Source organism: Actinokineospora spheciospongiae, assembly GCF_003182415.1.
Classification (GTDB): domain Bacteria; phylum Actinomycetota; class Actinomycetes; order Mycobacteriales; family Pseudonocardiaceae; genus Actinokineospora; species Actinokineospora spheciospongiae.
Genome location: NZ_QHCP01000008.1, coordinates 236,884 through 257,900 on the forward strand (window position 1 = coordinate 236,884; position 21,017 = coordinate 257,900).

The 21,017-nt window shown below is 69.0% G+C and carries 22 protein-coding genes and 1 pseudogene; 9 read left to right on the top strand and 14 right to left on the bottom strand.

Annotated elements, in window-relative coordinates; genetic code table 11:
- Positions 1-8: 8 nt before the first annotated feature.
- The 4 genes from DFQ13_RS21960 (at position 9) to DFQ13_RS21980 (ending at position 4,708) form a co-directional block, all read left to right on the top strand.
- The gene (locus tag DFQ13_RS21960; protein ID WP_110081158.1) at positions 9-1,367 is read left to right on the top strand and encodes an NtaA/DmoA family FMN-dependent monooxygenase; all 1,359 of its coding nucleotides are present in this window, start codon (positions 9-11) and stop codon (positions 1,365-1,367) included.
- Positions 1,368-1,740: 373 nt separating this feature from the next.
- The gene (locus DFQ13_RS21970; RefSeq protein ID WP_110081159.1) at positions 1,741-3,003 is read left to right on the top strand and encodes an alpha-hydroxy-acid oxidizing protein; all 1,263 of its coding nucleotides are present in this window, start codon (positions 1,741-1,743) and stop codon (positions 3,001-3,003) included.
- A gap of 203 nt (positions 3,004-3,206) precedes the next feature.
- Positions 3,207-4,256: a DUF6745 domain-containing protein gene (locus DFQ13_RS21975; protein WP_233438521.1), complete on the top strand. Its 1,050-nt coding sequence runs from the start codon at positions 3,207-3,209 to the stop codon at positions 4,254-4,256.
- Positions 4,257-4,267: 11 nt separating this feature from the next.
- On the top strand, positions 4,268-4,708 hold the full coding sequence (locus DFQ13_RS21980) for a hypothetical protein (protein ID WP_110081205.1): 441 nt from the start codon (positions 4,268-4,270) through the stop codon (positions 4,706-4,708).
- 232 nt (positions 4,709-4,940) lie between these two features.
- On the opposite strand, the gene DFQ13_RS21985 is transcribed toward DFQ13_RS21980, so the two are convergent.
- Positions 4,941-5,330: a carboxymuconolactone decarboxylase family protein gene (locus DFQ13_RS21985; RefSeq protein WP_035278600.1), complete on the bottom strand. Its 390-nt coding sequence runs from the start codon at positions 5,328-5,330 to the stop codon at positions 4,941-4,943.
- 54 nt (positions 5,331-5,384) lie between these two features.
- On the bottom strand, positions 5,385-6,131 hold the full coding sequence (locus DFQ13_RS21990; protein ID WP_110081160.1) for a dienelactone hydrolase family protein: 747 nt from the start codon (positions 6,129-6,131) through the stop codon (positions 5,385-5,387).
- 146 nt (positions 6,132-6,277) lie between these two features.
- Here DFQ13_RS21990 and DFQ13_RS21995 point away from each other — a divergent pair, with 146 nt between their 5' ends.
- Positions 6,278-7,150 carry a helix-turn-helix transcriptional regulator gene (locus DFQ13_RS21995; protein ID WP_110081161.1) on the top strand — a complete coding sequence of 291 codons (873 nt, stop codon included), beginning with the start codon at positions 6,278-6,280 and terminating at the stop codon, positions 7,148-7,150.
- A gap of 3 nt (positions 7,151-7,153) precedes the next feature.
- Here DFQ13_RS21995 and DFQ13_RS22000 read toward each other — a convergent pair whose 3' ends face one another.
- The 3 genes from DFQ13_RS22000 to DFQ13_RS22010 form a co-directional block, all read right to left on the bottom strand.
- Positions 7,154-7,771: a hypothetical protein gene (locus tag DFQ13_RS22000; protein WP_181400099.1), complete on the bottom strand. Its 618-nt coding sequence runs from the start codon at positions 7,769-7,771 to the stop codon at positions 7,154-7,156.
- A 349-nt stretch (positions 7,772-8,120) separates the two neighbouring features.
- Entirely contained in the window at positions 8,121-8,669 is a 549-nt protein-coding gene (locus tag DFQ13_RS22005) for a flavoprotein (RefSeq protein WP_110081162.1), read from the bottom strand.
- Positions 8,666-9,880 carry a helix-turn-helix domain-containing protein gene (locus DFQ13_RS22010; RefSeq protein WP_110081163.1) on the bottom strand — a complete coding sequence of 405 codons (1,215 nt, stop codon included), beginning with the start codon at positions 9,878-9,880 and terminating at the stop codon, positions 8,666-8,668. The genes DFQ13_RS22005 and DFQ13_RS22010 overlap by 4 nt, the downstream gene beginning before the upstream one ends.
- A 266-nt stretch (positions 9,881-10,146) precedes the next feature.
- On the opposite strand from DFQ13_RS22010, the gene DFQ13_RS22015 reads away from it, so the two are divergent.
- The 4 genes from DFQ13_RS22015 to DFQ13_RS22030 all read left to right on the top strand — a co-directional run bounded on the left by DFQ13_RS22015 (position 10,147) and on the right by DFQ13_RS22030 (position 12,664).
- Complete coding sequence (locus tag DFQ13_RS22015; protein ID WP_146241323.1) at positions 10,147-10,458, top strand: hypothetical protein; 312 nt, start codon at positions 10,147-10,149, stop codon at positions 10,456-10,458.
- A 35-nt stretch (positions 10,459-10,493) separates the two neighbouring features.
- Entirely contained in the window at positions 10,494-11,300 is an 807-nt protein-coding gene (locus DFQ13_RS22020) for a helix-turn-helix domain-containing protein (RefSeq protein WP_181400100.1), read from the top strand.
- Positions 11,297-11,695 carry a hypothetical protein gene (locus DFQ13_RS22025; RefSeq protein WP_146241324.1) on the top strand — a complete coding sequence of 133 codons (399 nt, stop codon included), beginning with the start codon at positions 11,297-11,299 and terminating at the stop codon, positions 11,693-11,695. Before DFQ13_RS22020 ends, DFQ13_RS22025 begins: the two co-directional genes overlap by 4 nt.
- Before the next feature lie 147 nt (positions 11,696-11,842).
- A complete protein-coding gene (locus DFQ13_RS22030; protein WP_110081167.1) occupies positions 11,843-12,664 on the top strand; it encodes a helix-turn-helix domain-containing protein in 822 nt (273 codons plus the stop codon).
- A gap of 104 nt (positions 12,665-12,768) precedes the next feature.
- Here the strand turns inward: DFQ13_RS22030 and DFQ13_RS22035 are convergent.
- The 9 genes and pseudogenes from DFQ13_RS22035 to DFQ13_RS22065 form a co-directional block, all read right to left on the bottom strand.
- A pseudogene (locus DFQ13_RS22035) lies at positions 12,769-13,128 on the bottom strand (nuclear transport factor 2 family protein); the annotation flags it as partial.
- Positions 13,129-13,206: 78 nt separating this feature from the next.
- On the bottom strand, positions 13,207-13,683 hold the full coding sequence (locus DFQ13_RS33240; protein WP_146241325.1) for a hypothetical protein: 477 nt from the start codon (positions 13,681-13,683) through the stop codon (positions 13,207-13,209).
- Between the two features lie 73 nt (positions 13,684-13,756).
- Positions 13,757-15,112, bottom strand: coding sequence for a NucA/NucB deoxyribonuclease domain-containing protein (locus DFQ13_RS22040; RefSeq protein WP_181400101.1), 1,356 nt, complete (start codon positions 15,110-15,112; stop codon positions 13,757-13,759).
- A 454-nt stretch (positions 15,113-15,566) separates the two neighbouring features.
- Positions 15,567-15,851, bottom strand: a complete 285-nt coding sequence (locus tag DFQ13_RS22045) for a transposase (RefSeq protein WP_233438522.1) — start codon at positions 15,849-15,851, stop codon at positions 15,567-15,569.
- A gap of 7 nt (positions 15,852-15,858) precedes the next feature.
- Positions 15,859-16,191, bottom strand: coding sequence for a transposase (locus DFQ13_RS35190; protein WP_233438523.1), 333 nt, complete (start codon positions 16,189-16,191; stop codon positions 15,859-15,861).
- Positions 16,192-16,390: 199 nt separating this feature from the next.
- Positions 16,391-16,801: a nuclear transport factor 2 family protein gene (locus DFQ13_RS22050; protein ID WP_035278614.1), complete on the bottom strand. Its 411-nt coding sequence runs from the start codon at positions 16,799-16,801 to the stop codon at positions 16,391-16,393.
- Complete coding sequence (locus DFQ13_RS22055; protein ID WP_110081170.1) at positions 16,798-18,417, bottom strand: FAD-dependent monooxygenase; 1,620 nt, start codon at positions 18,415-18,417, stop codon at positions 16,798-16,800. The genes DFQ13_RS22050 and DFQ13_RS22055 overlap by 4 nt, the downstream gene beginning before the upstream one ends.
- A 23-nt stretch (positions 18,418-18,440) precedes the next feature.
- Positions 18,441-19,994: an MFS transporter gene (locus tag DFQ13_RS22060; RefSeq protein WP_110081171.1), complete on the bottom strand. Its 1,554-nt coding sequence runs from the start codon at positions 19,992-19,994 to the stop codon at positions 18,441-18,443.
- Positions 19,995-20,037: 43 nt separating this feature from the next.
- Positions 20,038-20,994, bottom strand: a complete 957-nt coding sequence (locus DFQ13_RS22065; protein WP_181400102.1) for an NADP-dependent oxidoreductase — start codon at positions 20,992-20,994, stop codon at positions 20,038-20,040.
- Positions 20,995-21,017: the final 23 nt, after the last annotated feature.

Genomic DNA, 21,017 nt, shown 5'->3' on the forward strand with positions numbered 1-21,017 from the left:
GAGGACCGGTGACCGTCTCGCCGGAAGGCAAGCCCCGCAAGCAGATCCACCTCGCCGCGCACTTCCCCGGTGTCAACAACACCACCGTGTGGAGCGACCCGGCGGCGGGCAGCCACATCGACTTCCGCTCCTTCGTCCACCTGGCGCAGACCGCCGAACGGGCCAAGTTCGACCTGTTCTTCCTCGCCGAGGGCCTGCGCCTGCGCGAGCAGGGCGGCCAGATCTACGACCTGGACGTGGTCGGCCGCCCGGACACCTTCACCGTGCTGGCCGCCCTCGCCGCGGTCACCGACCGGCTGGGCCTGGCGGGCACGATCAACTCCACCTTCAACGAGCCCTACGAGGTGGCCCGCCAGTTCGCCTCCCTCGACCACCTTTCGGCGGGCCGGGCCGCGTGGAACGTGGTCACGTCGTGGGACGCCTTCACCGGGGAGAACTTCCGCCGCGGCGGGTTCCTCCCGCAGGAGCAGCGCTACTCCCGCGCCGAGACGTTCCTGCGCACCACCTGGGAACTGTTCGACTCGTGGAAGGGCGACGAGGTGGTGGCCGACAAGGACACCGGCACCTTCCTCAGCGACCCGGCGGCGGGCACCTTCGCCCACCGCAGCGAGCACTTCGACATCTCCGGCCGGTTCACCGTCCCGCGCAGCCCCCAGGGCCGCCCGGTCATCCTCCAGGCGGGCGACTCCGACGAGGGCCGCGAATTCGCCGCCGCCACCGCCGACGCCATCTTCAGCAGGCACGGCACCCTGGAGGCGGGCCAGGCGTTCTACGCCGACGTCAAGGGCAGGCTGGCCAAGTACGGCAGGCAGGATCACCAGCTCAAGGTCCTTCCGGCGGCCACCTTCGTCCTCGGCGACACCGACGCCGACGCCGCGGAGAAGGCCGACGTCGTGCGCAAGCAGCAGGTCAGCCCCGCCACAGCCATCAAGTTCCTGGAACAGCTCTGGAACACCGACCTCAGCACCCACGACCCGGACGGCCCACTGCCCGCCTTCGACCCGGTCGTGGGGGAGAACACGGTCGCCAAGGGCCGGGCCAGCGTGCGGATGCACCGGGACCCGGTGGCCACCGCCCACGAGTGGCGGGCCCTGGCCGAGGCCAAGGGCCTCACCAGCCGTGAACTGATCATCGAGGTCACCGGCCGCCAGAACTTCATCGGCTCCGCCGAGACGATCGCCACCCGCATCAACGACCTGGTCCAGGCAGACGCCAGCGACGGCTTCATCCTGGTCCCGCACGTGACCCCCGGCGGCCTCGACGAGTTCGCCGACACCGTCGTCCCACTCCTGCAGGAACGGGGGGTCTTCCGGGCCGAGTACACGGGCACCACGCTGCGCGAACACCTCGGCCTCGACCAGCCGTGAGCGGCTGCTGAGCCCGAGGTGCGGTGGCCGGGGTTCCGCGTTGCCACGAGGGCTTCCGGTCACCGGTGCCGGTTGAGAGCGGGCAGGCGGAACGCCGCCCGCTTGGGGCCGCCCGCTCGGGCGGGTGGTTGCGGGTGCGCGTGGCGGGTGCTGTGTCCGGCGCTGACCGGCAGGTGCCCGCCCCGCCGCCACCGCCCCGCGCCGCCCACACCGCTGTTCCGCGCTGCCCCGCCCGCCCTGCTGCCCCGCGTTGCCGCCACCCCGCCGCGCTGCCCCCATCGGGTGATGGTCGGTGGCCGGGCCGCGTGGTGGTGCCGGGGGTGGGGGTGTCTCGTAGGCTACTGATGGGTAGCGAGGGTGAGGGAGTGGCGGCATGGTCGAATCGGGTCGGGCTCGGCAAGAGGCGATCTACCGGGCCGGTGTGTCCGGCACCCGACCCCGCGTCCCCACCGACGCCGCCGCGCTGCGAGCGGCCGCTCGGCGCCGCTGCTCGCGCAAGGCGTGGGCCTACGTCGACGGCGGGGCGGGGGAGGGCGCGACCATGGCCGCGAACCGGGCGGCCCTGGACCGGTACGAGATCGTCCCCCGCATGCTGCGCGACGTCGCCGAGCGGGACACGTCCACCACCCTGCTCGGCACCCACCTCGCCGCTCCGCTGCTGCTGGCCCCCGTCGGGGCGGCGGGTCTGGTGGCCAGGGACGCGGACGTGCTGATCGGGCGGGGCGCGGCCGAGGCGGGGGTGCCGTACATCTTCTCCTGCCAGGGCAGCAGCCCGATGGAGCGCACCGCCGCAGCCATGGGCGACGCCCCGCGCTGGTTCCAGCTCTACTGGAGCCGCGACGAGGAACTGGTCGACAGCTTCCTGGCGCGGGCGGCGGCGATCGGGGCGGGCGCGGTGGTGGTCACCCTCGACACCACCATGCTCGGCTGGCGACCGCAGGACCTCAACCTGGGCAGCCTCCCGTTCTCCCAGGGCATCGGCATCGCCCAGTACACCTCGGACCCCCGCTTCCGCGAGCTGGTCCGCGCCCGCACCGGCGGTCCGGCCCGCGACGTGAAGATCACCCCCGCCGCCGTGCGCACCCTGCTGTCCATCTCCCGCGAGCACCCCGGCCGCTTCCTGGACAACCTCCGCTCGCCCATCCCCCGCGCGGCGGTGGAGACCTTCCTCGACGTCTACTCCAACCCCGCGCTCAACTGGGACCACATCGCGGGTCTGCGCGAGCGCACCAAGCTGCCCATCGTCCTCAAAGGAATCCTGCACCCGGACGACGCCCGCACCGCCGTCGACCTCGGTGTGGACGCCGTCATGGTGTCCAACCACGGTGGTCGCCAGGTCGACGGCGCCACCGCGTCCCTGGACGCCCTGGTCGCCGTTCGGAAGGCGATCGGGGCGGAGTACCCGGTGTTGCTCGACAGCGGTGTCCGCACGGGGGCGGACGTGTTCAAGGCGTTGGCGCTGGGGGCGAACGCGGTGACCTTGGGGCGGCCGCACATCTACGGTCTCGCCGTGGGTGGCAGCGGGGGAGTGGCTGATGTGGTGCGCAACGTGCTGGCGGAGTTCGACCTGACCATGGGGTTGTCCGGGGTGGCTTCGCTGGACGAGATCACCCCGGGCACTGTGGTCTGCCGCTGAGCCGTGTCCTGCGCGGAGCTCGGGCGGGCGGGAGGCGGTGGACCACGCGGCGCGGCGAGTCGGTGCGACAACCACTTGCGCGCGACCGCCGCCTGCTGCCACCATTGCCGCATGTCGAGTCGAAAGGGCGCGTGCGCCCTGATCTCTTGAGTCGCCGGGCGCGGCGCAGGTCGCGCGCCGGGGGGTACCGGGTCTCAGAACTGGTGTCCCAAGTCGAGGAAGTCCGCCGGGAGTGGCTGGAACACGCCTTCGCCACCGAACCCGCGGACCGGTCCACCGCCGAGGCGGTCATCTCCGAGTTCTACGCCATCATCGGCAGACCGCCGCCCGCGTTCGAGTGGGTGGGGTCCCCCGCCGCGGTCCGCGCGGACATCGGTTCGGCGGCGGGTGATCGGGTCGCGGTCGAGTTCGCCACCCGGACCGCGCGGGTTCGCGACAGGCTCGAACGGGACCTGCGGCCGTGGGGCCTGCCGGGGGAACCCGGTGAGCGCACCGCCTGCCCGGCCACCGCGCGATCCTTTGTGGACAACATGGTGCACGGCGAGCTGCGCCGGGTCGTCCGCGAGGGTGTGGTGGCGGTGGTGGCCGCCGAGGCGGGCCGGTCGGCGGTGCGCTGGTACGGGCAGCACGACGCGGACTGGGTCGGCTGGCACGACGCCTGCGCGCGGCTGCTGGGCACCCGCCGGTCCCCGCGCGACGAGCACTTCCTCACCCTGTGGACCACCCTCGCCCGCTCCTGCGGGTGGTGGTGGCCGCGCGAGGGCGTCTGCGTCGTGGCCGAGCGGCCCGAATCCGTGCACACCGAGGACTGGCGCCCGCACAGCGCGGACGGCCCGGCCCTGCGCTACCCCGACGGGTGGTCGGTGCACGCCTGGCGGGGAACCCGGGTGCCCGCCTGGGTGATCGAGGACCCCACCGCCGAGCGGATCAGCGCCGAGGCCAACATCGAGGTCCGCCGCTGCGCCATCGAGAACATCGGCTGGGAGGCCTACCTCGACGACGCGGGCACGACCGCCGTCGGCCGCGCGCCCGACCCCGGCAACCCCGGTTGCGAACTGCTCCTCTACGACCTGCCCCGCTGGGACCGCCCGTCCCGCCTCCTGCTGGCGGTCAACGGCTCGGTCGAGCGCGACGGCACCCGCCGCCGCTACGGCCTGCGCGTCCCGCCCTGGCTGGACGACCCGGTCGAGGCCGCCGCCTGGTCCTACGGCCTCACCGGCCCCCAGTACGCCCAACTCCTACGACGAACCTAGAGGTGACCGACGTGGAACTCGCACAGCTTCTCGACCGCACCGGCCTGACCGTCCTCGACCACCTGGAACTCCAGGTCGCCATCCCCGTCATCGACGGCCTGCAAGCCCAGGGCGACCTCATCATCATCCCCCGCGCCCTGGTCCCCGTCGTCACCGAGAACCCCTGGGCCCGGTGGTCCCCCGTCCCCCGCGCGGGCGTGGAACTCGTCCGCGGCGCCAACGGTGCCAACCCGCACACCCTCACCGCCGACCCGGGCACCTGCGAGTGGACCACCCATGTCCACGAACCCCTGCGCCTGGCCATCGCGCTCATCCGCAACACCGCACCGGTCCACCTCGTCCACCCCGAACACGGCGGCACCGGCATCGCCCCCGGCGAGTGGGTCGTCCGCCGCCAACAGGAACGCGGCACCGCCCGCTTCCGCTCGACCTCGACCCTCGTCTGCGACTAGGGGTCGCACCGGGTGGGCGGGCTGGTGTGCCCGTGCCCGGGTTGCGGGTCCACCACCACGATCCGGTCGCCCGTGGTCCGCGCGGAAAGCGGAAACCCCGGTGCCCCGCCGGGGGAGGGCGGGGCACCGGGGTGTTTCCCCGTCGGCTGACCGCCCGGGCGCGACCACCGGTCCCCCCGGAACCCGTCGCGGGGTCCGGGTCCGGGTGGTGGCGCCCGGCGGGGGGAGTGGGTCAGCCGACGACCGGGAGCAGGTCGCGGTCGGCGAAGACCGACTTGGCGACCAGCATGGCGTTGAACACGCGCGGGTTACCGGCGAAGGCCAGCAGGTGGATGATCGTCTCGACGATCTCCGCGGGCGTGAGGCCCACGGTGAGCGCGGCGTTGATGTGGAACCGCAACTGCCGCTCGGTGTCGCCCAGGGTGACCAGGGCGGCGATGGTGGCGAGCTGCCGCTGCCGCAGGTCCAGGCCGGGGCGGGTGTAGAGGTCGCCGAAGGCGAACTCGCCCACGAACCGGGCCAGGTCCGGGGCCACCTCGGCCAGCGGGGCGACGATGTTGTCGATGTCGCCGCCCATCTCGGCCAGGCGGGCGGCGCCGCGCTCGAAGCGTTCGGTGCTCACGGTGGTGCTCCTTCGGCCGGGGGTGGTGGGGCGGGTGCCGCCCCACCACCGGGATCAGGCGGGGACCTTCGCCGAGTGGGTCTCGATGAAGGTGACCATCCGGGCCCAGGCGTCGTCGCACGCCTCCTGCCACTGCTCGTAGGTGGCGTCGAAGAAGGAGTGCGGCGCACCCTCGTAGACGTGCAGGTCGTAGTCCTTGCCCGCGGCGTCGAGCTTGCCCGCGAACGCCTGGAACTCGTCCTGCGAGGTCGCCACGTCCTCCCCGGCGAGCAGCAGCAGCAGCGGCGCGGAGATGTCGTCGACGACGTCCTCCACCAACCGGGGCAGCCCGTAGAAGCCGATCGACCCGGTGACCCCGAGGTCGGTCGCCGACATCCGCCACGACTGCCCGCCACCGAAGCAGAACCCCACGGTGAACACCGGACCGGTGTTGAACTTCGTCAGGTACTCGGCGGCGGCGGCCACGTCCGCGGCCACCTCCTCCGACTTGACCTGCGGCAGCAGCGGCTTCCACTCGAAGTTCTCGTCGCGCAGCCCCGGCCCGGCGGTCCGCCCGTAGTAGTCGATCGCCGCGACGGTGTACCCGGCCTGGGCGAACCGGTTCGCCAGCGCCTGGTAGTAGGGGTGCGTGCCGCGGATGTCCGGCAGGATCACGATGTTGACCCCGTTGGGCGCGGCGGGGATCGCGCGGAACGCCGAGAACGCCGTGCCGTCCGCCGAGGTCAGCTCCAGCAGACCTTCTTCGGCGACCTCACCGGGGTTGTCGAGGGCGGGGGGCCTGCTGTCGGTGCTGTGGCACATGCGGTCGAGCCTTTCGTGCGGGGTTCGGCGCCGACCCGGCGCCCGGGGTGAACTCTGGTCCCCCGCCGCGCCCCCATCCAGACCCCTGCCGTTACTGGTACTGGCAGACCCACGCTGCGGCTGCGGAGGTGCGGCACACTGGTCGCGTGGACGATCGCAACGAGCTGGGCCGGTTCCTCAAGTCCCGACGCGCCCGCCTCGACCCCGCCCGCGCGGGCATCGAGGTCATCAGCCGCCGCCGGGTCGCCGGTCTGCGCCGCGAGGAGGTCGCCGCCCTGGCGGGCATCAGCGTCGAGTACTACGTCCGCCTGGAACAGGGCCGCGCCCAACGCCCCTCCGAGGGCGTCCTGGACTCCCTCGCCAGGGCCCTCGAACTCGACGACGTCGAACGCCGCTACCTGGAGGGCCTGGCCAACCCCAGGACGTCCACCCCCAGGGCGCCCAGGGCCGAACGCGCCCGCACCGAACTGGCGCAGCTTCTGGGCATGATGGACCGCATCCCCGCCCTGGTCATCAACCACCGCATGGACGTCCTCGCCTGGAACCACCTCTCCCGCCAACTCTTCTTCGACTTCCCCGCCGCCGCACCCCGCGACCGCAACCTCGCCCGCTTCGGCTTCCTCTCCCCGGAAAGCCAGAACCGCTTCGTCGACTGGCACGACGTCCAGCGCGCCACAGCGGGTGCGCTGCGCCTCGCCGCCAGCCGCCACCCGAACGACGAGGCGTTGGCCACCCTGCTGGGGGAACTGACGATGAAGAGCGAGGTCTTCCGCACCCTGTGGGCGGGCCGCGACGTCAAGCAGCGCACCCACGGCACCAAGCGCTTCCGCCACCCGGTGGTCGGCGAACTGCCGCTGCGGTTCGAGAACTTCGAGCTGCCAGGGGAAACGGACCAGCGGCTGGTCACCTTCTCCCCGGAACCGGCGAGCCCGGCGGCGGCTGCCCTGGAACTGCTGATGATGTGGACGGCCCCGCCCGCGGAGCGCACCCAGCCGCACCAGGAACCGGTCACCGATTGACCCTCAGCCCGCTTGGCGGCCGAGGAGGTGGTGCCGGAGGCGCCAGGCGCGGTCGAGGATGCAGGCGCCGGGTGAGGCCATCGGTTCGTCGGTGAGGAGCCGGTGCACGCAGGGTTCGTCGAAGGGCAGGCCGTCGGTGACGGCGGTGGTGTCCGACGCGGTGACGAGGTGCCCTTCGGCGTTGACGGCGACGAAGTCGCCGAAGAGGGTGTCGAACACGTCGTCGTCGATGACCACGGCGGTGAGGATGGTGGCGGTCAGGGTGAGGGTGTCCAGTCCGATCCCCAGGCAGAAGGGGCGGACTTTCCCTGCGGTGCGAGCGGTCTGCAGGCCCCGGTACAGCGGCCAGGACTCGTAGTCGAGCGGCACCCCTTGTGAACCGTCGCGCTCGGGTTCGCCGAGCAACTCCTCGGAGTACTCCCGGACGATGTTGCGCCAGAGGTCGAAGTCGTTCTCCCGGTCCCAGGTCGCGATGGTCGACGGTTGGAACTCCCCTGCCGGGATGAGTCCGTAGATCCCGGCTGCGGTGGCCACCTTCGCCGGGTCGCGCCAGTGTGAGAAGAAGGTTGCCTGGCCGGTCTCGGTGTTTCGCCGGAGGGTGAGGGTTTCGATCGCAGGCATGACGGCCCGTCGGCGAAGGTCAATGGATCGCCCACGAGTCCCCGCAGCGGCAGTTCTTCCCAACCGGGTTCGGACTTGCGGCTGGCGGCTCCTGTGAGTTCTTGGGCGATGGCCTCCGAGAGGCAAGGGGTGAGCGGGTGTCCAAGCGTCAGGGGCGAGGAAGGGCACACCTGTGGCAAGAAGCCCAGGCGAGTACAGCGACGCCGCGATTCGTGCGAGATCGCCCCTGCCGTTGTTGAGAGTTCGCCGTAGCTTGCGCCATTCTTGCTGGCTGTTTTGCACAGGGTCATTTCCGCCGCGCTCCGGGACGATCATGTCGTGGTGCGGAGCGGGTCTGTACTGGCTCCCACTATACTTCTCCAGGTATCTTTTTCCGTGCCGCCTCCAACGCCGCTTCCCACGGATACCCCTCCATGACCTGGCCTCCAGTTCGTGGGGGATGCGGTACAAAGCCACCTTCACCGAGTAGGACGGTGACGCCGGAAGTGCGCAGCTCGTCAACGCTACGCTGGAAAACCCGGTTTGCGGCCAAGGCGGTATTCACGAACGGCAATACGACGATCGGGACACCAAGACCGGTCAGCTCGGCGAGTTGCGTCAAGACGTAGGTGTCCGCAATGCCTGCTGCCCACTTGTTGATGGTGTTGTAGGTGGCCGGGGCGACAACCACGGCGGTGGCCTTGGGCAGCGCTGGTTGTCCGGCTCGCTGGTGACCGGTGCGTACCACGTGCCCGGTCAACTCAGCCAAGGCATCCAGGTCGAGAAAGTATTCAATGGCTGCCGGGGTGGCTACACACCAGGTGTCCCAGCCGTCATCGTGGGCCAAGCGGATCATGCGCTCGATGTGGTCGGCCGGGCCTGCGCCGCAGATCATGAGGTACAGGACAGGTTTACTCATGTGGTGACTCCTGCCCTTTCGGCCATTTGCTTGACAAGTGTGGCCGGTTCGCCGCTGGTGTTGTGCAGCAGCGAGCGCAACAGACCATGTGCCAGCGGGCGGCACTGGACTTCTTCGGGGGCGACCTGTTCGGCTTGGTGGAGCAAGTTCGTGGCCTGCTTGTAGTTGCCAACCATCGTGTGCGCTTCGGTCAGGTCGAGCAGGAAGTTGGAGCGGCGTTCGGCGGACAGCGCGGCAATGGCGGCCGGATCGATGGAGGCCGCGAACTCGACGGCTCGGCCAGCCTCGTGCAGCCGCACCAGGGCCGCCACGCGGTGGATGAGCACGTTGGTGAGACCGAAGTACGTGTGGTGGGTGTCGTACTGAGGCCGGAGGCGCGCGGCTGCGGCGGTGGCCTGGGCGTGCATCTCGTCAGCAAGGCCGCTGTCTTCGCGGCCGGCAGCCGTCACCGATGCCGCCAGGAACAACATGCCGTAGAGCGCCAAGAGGTTGTGTTCGTCGTGGCTGACCTCGCCGCGCATGCGGTCGGCCATGTCGAGCAGCACCGCGATGGCCTGGTCGGGTTGGTGGGTACTCGTCATGGCTCGCGCGGTACTGCGCGTGGCACGGGCCAGTGACCAGGTGTCGTCAATGCGCAGGGCCGTGTTCAAGGCCCGGTCCGCAGCCAACCAGGCCAGGTCGTTGGCCTGGAATTTCAGCAGCATGGAGGAGGCCAGGCGGTAGGTGGAAACCAGCACGCGATGAGCCGCGAGCTGGTCGGCCGGTGCAGCGGCAACGGTGGCCGTCTGGGCGTCAGCCATGAGCTGGGGCAAGTACCGGGCCACGACCGTGAATCGCGACGACAGCCAAGCGTGGTCCAGATAGCCGGCCTGGCGGCTGAGCTGCGGGATGCTCACCGGGTGCTCGCCCTGAGCCGACAAGCCGGCATAGCGACCGAGCGCTACCCGAATGGCCTGGACCTCGCTGGGATCGACACAGCGCGCGGCTTGGTCAGCCACCTGAGCATCTGTCAGCACAGCCGGGTCAACACCGAGGGCATCGGCAACCCGCTCGATGATGGGCACCCGGGCCAGCAGCCGTTCGCCCGTCTCGATCTTGTCCAGCCACGAGGCGGAGCGACCGACCATGTCGGCGAACTGCTTGCGGCCGAGGTTGCGTCTGATCCGCCAGTAGCGCACCCGTGAGCCAATGTCCTTCCCCACCTGGTCCACGGGGCTCACCTCACTCGTTCGGATGGAAGAAGCACTGGGCACCAGCCTAGCTGCCGGATGGTCACACATTTTGTACAACACGTCACCGACAGTCGCTCCTAGTGTCGGCCGTCCCTCACCCTCCGAGCCAGGGAGCCGAGCTGGATGTCGCCACGTCAGGTTGCCAGATTGTGGACGGTGTTCACCGACGTCTGTTCGTGGTACGCACGCGCGTTGGTCACACTGTTGTTCCCGGTCGCTGCGTCGTGGCCTGGGGGTGGGTGGTGATGCGGCAGTTCGTGACGCCGTCCAATCGGATCGGGCGGGCGGCGTGCACCAGGGTCTTCGAGGGTGGTCACACGTTCCGCTTGGCGGCGGGTGACCGTGCGATCGCGGTGTTGCGTGGTGTGTGCGTGGAGGAGAAGCGTGTGTTCATCGTCCGGGATCGCCGGTTTCCCGGGCCGGTGATCGAGGGGCCTCAGCCGATCGTCGCCACGATTGCCAAGCCGTTGGCCTTGCAGTGGTTCGACCACCACGGTTTGGCCGTGATCGCCCGGGCATGGATCAGCGCGGCAGCATCCACCCGAGGTGCGCGATGATGGCGGATGTCGGTGTTCGGCATCGGGTTCTGGGCATGACGTTGGCGCGGTGTCGTCGTGATCGCGGGTTGACGACCCGGCAGGCGGCGTCCTGGTTGGGGATGTCTGCGGCGTCGCTGAACCGTTCGGAGAACGCCCGGCGGCGGTTTGAGCCGGTGGAGGTGGGGGCGGCGTTGGCCGCCTACCGGGCCACGGGAGCCGTGCGGGCGCAGGTGTCGGCGCTCGCGGACGGGCCGCAGGCCGGCGGGTGGTGGGAGACGACGAACATGTCACCCTCGCACGAGCTGGCGGTCAGGTTGGTGGAGCGGGATGCCCGTTCAGTGGTCGAGTTCTCCACCACCGAGATTCCCCTGGTGGCCCAGGTCCCCCTCTACACGCGGGCCTTGTGCTGGAACCGCCCCGTCGACACCCACGCGGCGCTGACCCGGGCCGCGCGCAGGCGCGAGGTCCTGTTGGAGCCCACCCAGCCGCAGCGGACCCTGATCCTCGATGAGGCGGTGTTGCGTCGCCCGGTGGGCGGTCCGACGGCGATGGCACAGCAACTGCGTCACCTGCTGGCTTTGGTGCACGGCAGACCGATCACGGTGCGGGTGATCCCGTTCAAGGAAGGCGGGTACCGCAGCCCCGGCAACTGCGCGGTGTACCGGATCACCGACAAGCCCACTGTGGTGCACCTGTGGTCCGGCACAGCCTCCGGGCTGCTCGACGACCCATCCCACACCGAGGACATCGAAAAGTCGGTGGACGACCTCCTCTCGATCGCCGCCACCCCCGCCGAGAGCGCCGGGCTTCTGGCCCGGTTCGCCGCCGATCACGAACGCACCGCAGGCCTGTACCCATGACGAACACACCCAGGACGTGCACCAGGCCCGGGCACCGCACGACGACGGTGGACCTGCGCAGCACACTGGTGGCCGACGGCTGGACCCTGCACGTCGAGCCACCCGACAGTTCGGGGGTCATCGGCGCGTACCGCGTCGGTGCGGGTTGCCGCGACTTCATCGTGACGGGCGAGAAGGGCAACGGTGTGGTCTTCGGTGGCCGCTGGTTCGCCGCCTCGAACCTCACCTGGATTCGGCAGGTCGACGGCTGCCGGGAGATGACCCGACTGCTGGACGCCTTCCCGGATGAACCGGCCGCCCCGTGGATTCCCGTGGATGTCGACGAACTCCTGAGCATGACGCAGCAGCGACAAGCGGAGCTGACACGAACCCCGTCCCTGCCCGATCACGAATGACGGCAGATCAGGCGATGTGCTTCTCACCAGGTCCGGTGCGGTGCCCCATCACCCGGGTGACCCACCTGTTCGACCGTGGCGGGATCACCTCCTGCCCCGGGGTGATCCCGCCGCGTTTCCACCACCAGCACGAGCCGAGGAACATCGATGTCCACACCCACCACCACTGCCTCTGCGACCGCCGAGGAACCCGGGGCCCGTGCGAAGACCCTGCGAGGACTGCTGTTGGCCCGCGAACTCGACGCCGCCCGGCAGAAGCAAGGCTTCACCACCCGCGCTCTGGCGGCAGGGATGTCGATGTCCCCGGCGATGCTCAACCGAGTCATGACCGGCCGCCGGGTTCCCACCGCCCTGGAGATCGGCGGCCTGTGCAGCCTGCTCGACATCCACCCCGCCCGCCGACACCACCTCTACCGGCTGACCGCCAACGCCGACCTCACCGACTGGCTGCTCCCAACCAATGCCGAGGAGAACCCAATCGGCCAAATCGAGGCAATCGCGGAAACCATCACCTGGTTCGCCTCCCACCTCATCCCCCAACCGCTGCGCACCACCGCCTACAACAACGCGATCACCACCGCTGCCCACCCCACACCCACCGCCGCGTCCGCACAGACGACGGGGATCAGCATGTTCCTGCTGCACCCCCAAACCCTGCACCACCCCGGCGTGCCCACGGCTGTGTCGCGCGAACAGCTCTACCACCTGCGCGACACCCACCCGCACAAGATCCGACTGCTGCCCACGACGATCCCACCCGAGCCCAGCTTCCGAGTCCTGGACATCGACCACTTCCCACCGATCGTCCACATCGAACACCACAACACCACCATCCTCATGGAGCACCCCACCGCGACAGCCACCCACACCGCCTTCCTCCACCACGCCAAGGCCGTCTCGCTCACCGTGGACCACACCCGGGAACTCCTGGCCTCAGCGGGTGTCAGTGATCTGAGATCCCCCGGCTGAAAGCAGAGCGGGCTCTGGTCTCCGAACACGGAGAACAGAGCCCGCTTCCTCCGCTGCGAGAACCCGGATCAGGGGATTCGGTGAAGCTCTCGGGGGGAAGTTCCCTAGCTCCAGGCCTGGGCGGCGCCGTGGCTGTCTTCGAACATGTGGTACTTGGCGATCAGGCCGTCGGTGACCACGATGTGGAGGGCGAAGGTGCTTTCGAAGAGCTTGCCGGTGTGGGTGATCCGATGGGCGAATGATCCCAGCACCACCCCGTCCTGGCCGTCGACGAGAATCTTGTCGATGTCGAACTTCTCCGTGGTGATGTCTTCGGTGGCGATGCGGAGGAATTCCGTGACCGACGGGTGGTCGGTGCGGGGGCCGGTCCACGGGACGATGTCCTCGGCGCCTGCGACGGCGAAGTCGACGGTGGTGGCGAACAGTTCCACCATGCCGGGGACGTCGCCCGCGCCGAATCGGGTGAAGAACTCCTGCCGATGATGAAGACGATCGCCCCTTTCGGCTCGTTACGCCCAAACATCGGTGGAAGAATTTGCGTGTTAGCCGCCGAGCTTCTCGAGCTGAATCAGCCAGTCTTCAGAAAAATACCCGGGGTTGTCTGCCTCGTCGAAGATCTCTGGATCGAGTTGGTACTCTCGTCGGACCCGAGATCGCCATGCTTTGATGGCGTATGCGCCCGGTTCGAGGTGAAGCGCCAAGTCATCAGGGCTTGCGGAAATGCTTCCGAGGAGCAGCTTTCCTGTTTCGCAGGTCAGTTGCCCCTCAAATGTGTCGGAATCTGTCAGTCCTTCGGAAGAGTTTTTTCGCTGTACCTCGAGGCGGATGCATGGCCGAGCCAGGTCACCCTGCGTCAGGAAAATTCCTCCGCCGGGGCCGGTGGTCGCTATGCTGCCAGGAGTGAAATCCGGAAGATCGCCGTACGAGAGATCTGACCATGCGTCGAACAGTAGGAATTGGTTGAAGTCGGGTGAAGGTTGATGTTCGATGATTGAGAGCGGCTGGTCAGCCTCGGGCACAGCTCCTCCGTGCATGTCGTGGTGCGGGTAGCCGGAACATCTTACCGGACTGCCCGCACCACGAAATTATCTGCTAGTTGTAGGCGGTCACGTAGTAGTCGTCACCATCGAGGATGTGGTCCTCGGCGACGAAGAGGCTCAAGCGACTGCCCACTTTTTGATTGTGAGAGCTGAGTACTGGGCGAACGGCGTAGGTGCGCAACATGCCGTCGGTGACAGTGAACGACCCCTCGTATGTGGTAGCGAAAGGGAATTCGTCGCAATCATTCGTCAGACCGTCGGGACGTTGCGTGTAATTTGTTCCCCAGTTCTGCTTGCATGAAGCGATAGACTTGTTGCGATTGGCTTGACGGAGGTTGGAATCGTAGAAGAGACGCTGGAGCGGCTCAGTTTCGCCGATTTCGCCTGGAATGTATTTTCCGGTATTTCCAGGGTAGGTATTGCCGATGTTGTTGTGCGCATCGTAGATGAGCTGCGCAGACTCGGTAATCTCGGGATCGGCGATGTTCAGTTTGAACCAGCCAGTCGCGGCATGGAAGACACAGTCACTGCTTTTGGCGTAGTTCGGGTTTTGTGAGCGTGCAATATCGCAGCGGAAAGGTGTGGTCACGACGTCAGTCTGCGAGTATCGGTCGTAGGGACCCGGGCCACCGTAGGTGTAAGCATATGTTTGTACAACGTGCAAAGTGCGTTTTTCGGCATTGACCTCGGTTGGCTCGGTAGAGCTCGGGGGGTCTTCCCCCGAAGTTGTCTCAGTGTAGGTTGAGGTGTCAGCGGACTGCCATGCCGCAATTGACTTTGACCACCCGTAGGTTGGTTGGCTGCATTTGGCTGTCGATCCGGTAATGCCAACACCGGCACACCGGAACTCAATTCCAATTTGCGAGCCGAGATTGACCGTGTTGGAAAATTTCCAGTCCCATACTCGAGCTGTTATGCCGACTTCTCGGGTGTTCCAGTTCATATTCCAGGTCATCGCCCACTTGGCGGACGCCTGTCCGGTGACGATGCACAATGACCCTTTGCAGCCGAATTGCCTTACAACAAGAAACTCTGAGTGACAAGCGGCGAAACGGTTCTTGTACAAGATGGGGCCGGAAAATCCGCCGAGGTAGCGGTCGACACACTCCTGCGGAGAAATTGGGTCACCAGGAGTTGCCAGAGGAACCATCGTCTCCGACGCATACTTGCTTGAGTCGACCTCATAGACCTGCTGTGTTGGGTGCGTCAACTCGGATAGCGACGGAAGTTGGTTGGGGATTGGTCGTTTCGTGTCCTGGATAGGCGCCGAGTCTGTGATTTCGTCCAAGGATTCTGTCGTCATTGGAAGCGAGGTCAAGACCTGGTACGTCACCTGCTCGCTAGCCTGTGCCTGCGGCAGGGCGGCGAAGGTCGTGACGGCTGTGACGGCGGCGCAGAGCGAAATCACGCGCACAGTCCAGCGCTTTTGGTTAATCTTCATTTTCCCCTCAGAAATATTCGCGTGTCATCTCATGAAGACGCGCGCAAATCACACTAGGGGGTGTAAGTCGTTCACGCGCTAGGGCGAATCGGTACTACTAACGTGCGACATCACTACGCAGGGTGCTCTTGATCTGCCGAAGGAGTGTGTTCGTCGTCATATGATTGCGCCAAATGTATTATTCGGCTGAAAGTGATTAATCGCCTGCTTGCTGATCAATGTAATTGCGGTTGAGGATGTGCGCCGGTTGTCGCCCACGGAGTCCGAGATGGTGCGCTTGTCGTGCCGGTGGTGTTACCCGGACGGTGCCCGGGATCAGCTCGTCGGTGTCGGCGACGCGGCCAGCCAGGGTGGTGCGCCGATCGAGTATCGCCGCCAGCATGCTGGACCGATCGGGTTGCAGGGTGCTGCACCACCAGCATCACGGCAGGCAGCGGCGCGAGTACGTGGACAAGACGTTGAGCTCTCCAGTGGAGGTGACCAGAGCGACGACCGCGGTGAGGTCGACGCCGGGTGACAGGCGGACCGCGTCCACCAGCGCGGTCCACGACGTGCCGCCGGTCTCCAACGCGGCCACGAACGAGTACGGCCAGCCCGGGATCATGCGGTGCTCGCCCTTGCCGCGTCCGTGGACGTGGCAGAACCCGCGGTCCGGGCAGGTCGTGCCGTCGGGTCGCAACCACGGGGAGATGTCGACCGCGAGCACCAGACGATCACCGGTCGCCCGTGACAACGGCCATCCCGGCCGGTGCGTTGCGCAACCGGTCAACCTCGACACGGCCGTTGTAGACCGCGTCGTAGAGGCCGCCGTGCCCAAGCCGGTGCTCCGGCGCCAGCGACAACCCCACCAGGGCCCGCACCGGCCCCTCGGCGCACAACACGACGTCGACCAGCTCGAACAACCCGTCCGCACGGCGAGTCAGCCACCGATAGAGTACCCACCGGAACCCGGACAACGCCCCGAGCGACCGCTCACGATCCAGATGACGCACACTGACCAGGCAGCCCTTGATCGAACATTTTCCTGCCGCAAGAACGACGATCAACCAAAGACTGCTTCCATCACCAACCGGGGCATACGCCGCCGACCGGAACCTCAAACGACAAGCTGAGATCCTTCACTCGGCGGCCCCGCACGCAGCAGAGCGGGCTCTGGTCTCCGCGTTCGGAGAACAGAGCCCGCTTCCTCCACCTCGGGAACCCCAGACCAGGGGATTCGGTGAGGTTCCCGAGGGGAAGATCCGACTAGCTCCAGGCCTGGGCGGCGCGGTGGCTGTCTTCGAACATGTGGTACTTGGTGATCAGGCCTTCGGTGACCTGGATGTGCAGGGCGAAGGTGCTTTCGAAGAGCTTGCCGGTGCGGGTGATCCGGTGGGCGAAGGCGCCCAGGACGACTCCGTCGGTGCCGTCGACCATGATCTTGGTGATGTCGAACTTCTCCGTGGTGATGTCCTCGGTGGCGATGCGCAGGAACTCCGTGACCGACGGGTGGTCGGTGCGGGGGCCGGTCCACGGGACGATGTCCTCGGCGCCCGCGACGGCGAAGTCCACGGGGGTGGCGAACAGTTCCACCATGCCGGGGACGTCGCCCGCGCCGAAGCGGGTGAAGAACTCCTGGATGGTGGCGGCGGTGTCGCGGACGGTGACGCTGGTCATGCGGTCTTCTCCTTGTGTGCCGGTGCGGCGGGGACGGCGATGGTGGTCAGGTGGGCGCGCAGGGTGGGCAGGTCGGGGGTGGTGTCCACGGCGGCCACGTAGCCGTCGGGGCGGACCAGTGCGACCGTGAAGCTCTTGGGGCTGAACAGCTTCGACTGGCTCGACGCAAGCCAGCCCAGCCGGGGGTTGTCCGAGAGGACTCCGTCGCCGGTGAGGACGCGGGTGGTCAGGAGGTCCGGGTGGGTGGCCAGCAGGCCGTCGACCGCCGCTTGGGCCTGGCGGCCCAGGGAGGGGTCGGGGAGGCAGATCAGGAGGGTGTAGCGGTCGATGGGCATCGAGGCGCGCAGGCCCGCCACCTCCGAACCCACCCGGATGTCGTGCGCGGGCAGGAGGTGGCCGCTGAGGATGCGGTCGCGGGCGGTGCCCGCGCTGCGGGTGACCGGGCCGGACACCGCGAAGTTCTCCGGGTAGGAGTTGGTCAGGCCCGCCAGCCACGGGGAGTAGTAGCGGTCGAACAGGCCGAGCTTCTGCGCCAGCCCGGCCGCCACGTCCCTGGCGACCGACTGCCACTTCTTCTTGAGCATCCACGCCTTGGTCTGGACCTCGGCCTGCTTGACGACCGCCGCCGCCACCGCGGCGCGTTCGACGCCGTAGCTGTCGAACAGGGCCGGGGTGGCCGTGCCGCGGTGGACCAGGGCCAGCTTCCAGGCCAGGTTGTGCGCGTCGGTGACGCCGGTGTTGAGGCCCTGGCCGCCCGCGGGGCTGTGCACGTGGGCGGAGTCGCCCGCCAGGAAGACGCGGCCGACCTGGAACTTCTCGGTGTGGCGGGCGTGGATGTTGAACGTGGTCTTCCAGGACACGTCGTGCAGGCGCAGGCCGCCGGGGCCGCGGCGGTCGACGTAGTCCTGCAGGACCTCCTCGGTGAGGTCCTCCGGCTTCATCCCGGGCGGGCCCGCGGTGAAGACGCGGAAGCGGCCGTTGTAGAGCGGGACCATGACCAGGATGCCCGCGCCCGAGCAGTAGTAGTGCACGGCGTCGCGCTGGAGGTCGCCGTCCACGGCGACGTCGGCGAGGATGAAGACGTTGGCGTAGGTGGCGCCCTGGAACTCCAGGCCGATCTGCTTGCGGACCAGGCTGCTCGCGCCGTCGGCGCCGACCAGGTAGGCGAAGCGCTCGGTGGACTCCTGGCCGTCGGGGCCCAGCAGGGTGGCGGTGACGCCGTCGTCGTCCTGGGACAGGGTGGAGAGGGTGGTGGACCACTCGATGGTGCCGCCCGCGTCGGCGAGGGCCTTGCGGAGCAGGTCCTCCACGTCCGGTTGGGTGATGACCGCGGGCTGGGTCTCCCGGCCGAACGGGATGCGGCAGATCTGCCGGGCGTCGGAGTAGTAGCGGAACGACTCGACCGGCAGGCCGCGGGTCTCGATGTGCTCGGCGCCGCCGAGGAGGCGGAAGACCTCCAGGGTGCGCGGCCACACCATCAGGGCCTTGGTCAGCGGGCTGGGCCCGTCGGCCTTGTCGACCAGTCGGACCGGGACGCCGCGGCGGGCCAGTTCGGCGGCGGCGGTGAGCCCGACCGGGCCCGCGCCGACCACGAGGACGGGGAGGGACTGTCTCATCGGCTTGCTCCTGGGTCGGGAGGTCAGGACGCGGCGGGGAGCGCGGCGTCGGCCTCGGGGGACGGGGTGGTGGCGCGCTCGCGCAGCATGAGCACGATCACCGGGGCGCCGACGGCGCAGACCGCGGCCAGAATCCACAGCACGGTGTGGAAGGCGCCGGTGTAGGCGGTGGCGGCGAACTCGACGAACCCGCCGCGGGCGGCCTCCGGGACGGTGGCGGCGACCTCGCCGAGCTTGCCCTGGGCCAGGTCGTTGGCGATCTCGCCGACCTCGCCGGTGCCGGGGTGGGCGGCGATGCCGTCGGCGAGCCTGTCCTGGGTGAGGCTGACCAGCAGCGACCCCATGCCCGCGATGGCCACCGCCTCACCGGTGAGGCGCATGGTGTTGAACATGCCCGCGGCCATGCCCGCCCGGGCCGGGTCCACGGTGCCGATCGCGGCGCCGTCGAGCAGGCCGAAGGAGATGCCGACGCCGGTGCCGATGACCAGCAGCGGGCCGATCAGGGTGGCGGTGGCGGCGTCGCGGTCGATCGTGGTCAGCCAGGCGGCACCGGCGGCGACCAGGACCAGGCTCAGGCCGAGCAGCACGTGCGTGGGCACCGCCTTGACCACCGCGCCCGCGATCACCGGGAACACCAGCACCGGCACGGTCAGCAGCAGCATGGTCAGCCCGGCCTGCTGCGGGCCCATCCCGGCGATGCCGATGAAGAACGACGGCAGGAACACCAGCAGGCAGACGAACCCGAACGCCAGCAGCACCGGCATCAGGCACACCGCGACGAACCTGGGCTGGCGGAACAGGTTCAGGTCGAACATCGGCCGCACCTGCGCCCGCTCCACCACCACGAACCCGGCGATGAGCACGGCGAACACCGCGAACAGGGCCAGCACCAGCGGGTCGGCCCAGCCGCGCTGGGGGCCCTCCACCAGCGCCAGGGTCAGCGCGACGAGCCCACCGCTGAACGTGGTGGTGCCCTTCCAGTCGACCCCGGTGGCCTCCGGGTCGCGCGACTCGCGCAGCGACGGCAGCGCCACCAGCACGGCCAGCGCGATCGCGGCGTGCACGAGGAACACCGACCGCCAACCCCACAGGTCGACGAGGATGCCGGAGGTGGACGGGCCGAGCGCCAGGCCGAGGCCGAAGGAGGACCCGAGCGCGCCGAACGCCTTCATCTGCGCCGGGCCGCTGTAGGCCTGCGCCAGCAGCGCCGAGCCCGCGGTCAGCACCATGGCGGCGCCGATGCCCGCGACCGCGCGCAGGACGTCGATGGTGACGATGTCCGACACCAGGCCCACGCCGGCGGTGCAGGCGACGAACACGACCAGGCCGGTGGCGAACATCCGCTTGCGGCCCAGCAGGTCGGCCAGCGCGCCCGCGGCCAGCATGACCCCGGCGAAGGCCAGGTTGTAGGCGTTGACGACCCACTGGAGGCTGACCAGGGCGGCGCCGAGGTCGGAGCCGATGGCGGGCAGGGCGATGGAGGTGCCGGTGAGCGAGGCGGGCAGCAGCCCGCAGGAGACGCAGACCGCGATGAGGGTGATCAGGGGTGTGGCGCGCCGCGCCGCGGGTGTGGACACGAGAACTCCTCGGATGGGCAGGGTTTCGGACGAGACCGGGTGCTCAGCGGGCGACGCTGAGCACGAGCTTCCCGGTGGTGCGGTCGGACTCGCCGACCTCGTGCGCCTTGGCCACCTCGGCCAGCGGGAAGACCTGGTCGACGTGCACCCGCAGGTCGCCGCGGTCGACCATCCGGGCCAGCGCTTCGAGGCCCTGGTGGTCGGGTTCGACGAGGAACGGGCTGACCCGCACCCCGCGCGCCTCGGCGGCGGCGGCCAGCTCGGGGCTGATCAGGCCGATGGTCAGGATCAGCAGCCCCCCGGGGCGCAGGGTGTCCAGCAGCGGGATGGTGTGCGGGCCGCCGAGCAGGTCGAGCACGACGTCCTGGTCGCGCACGGTCCGCCCCACCTCGACCCGCGTGTAGTCGACCGCGTCGTCCACGCCCAGGGAGGCGAGGAAGTCGTGCTTGGCGGAACGGGCGGTGCCGGTGACGATCGCGCCGCGGGCGTGCGCGATCTGCGCGGCCAGGTGCCCCACCCCGCCCGCGGCGGCGGTGACCAGCACCTTGCTGCCCGCGCCGATCCCGGCCACGTCGACCAGGGTCTGCCAGGCGGTCAGCCCCGCCATCGGCAGCGCCCCCGCCTCGACCATGCTCAGCCCGGCGGGTTTGCGGGCGAACTGCCGGGCCGGGGCGGTCACGTACTCGCCGTAGGCCCCGGCCTGCCGGGGGAACCACAGCAGGCCGAACACCTCGTCGCCGGGGGAGAAGCGGGTCACCCGGGGACCGGCCTCGACCGTGCCCGCCACGTCCCAGCCCTGCACGAACGGGTGGGCGCCGAGGCCGCCGGTCGGGAACACCCCGCCGCGGACCTTCCAGTCCACCGGGTTCACCCCGGCCGCGTGCACCTTCACCAGCACCTCGGTGGGCAGCGGCACGGGCCGGTCCACCTCGGCGGCGGCGAACACCGCCCCCGCCTCCCCGGCCGCGGTGGTCCGCATGACGGTCATGCGCTCGCTCATCTGGTTTTCCTCGTGTCTGTGCG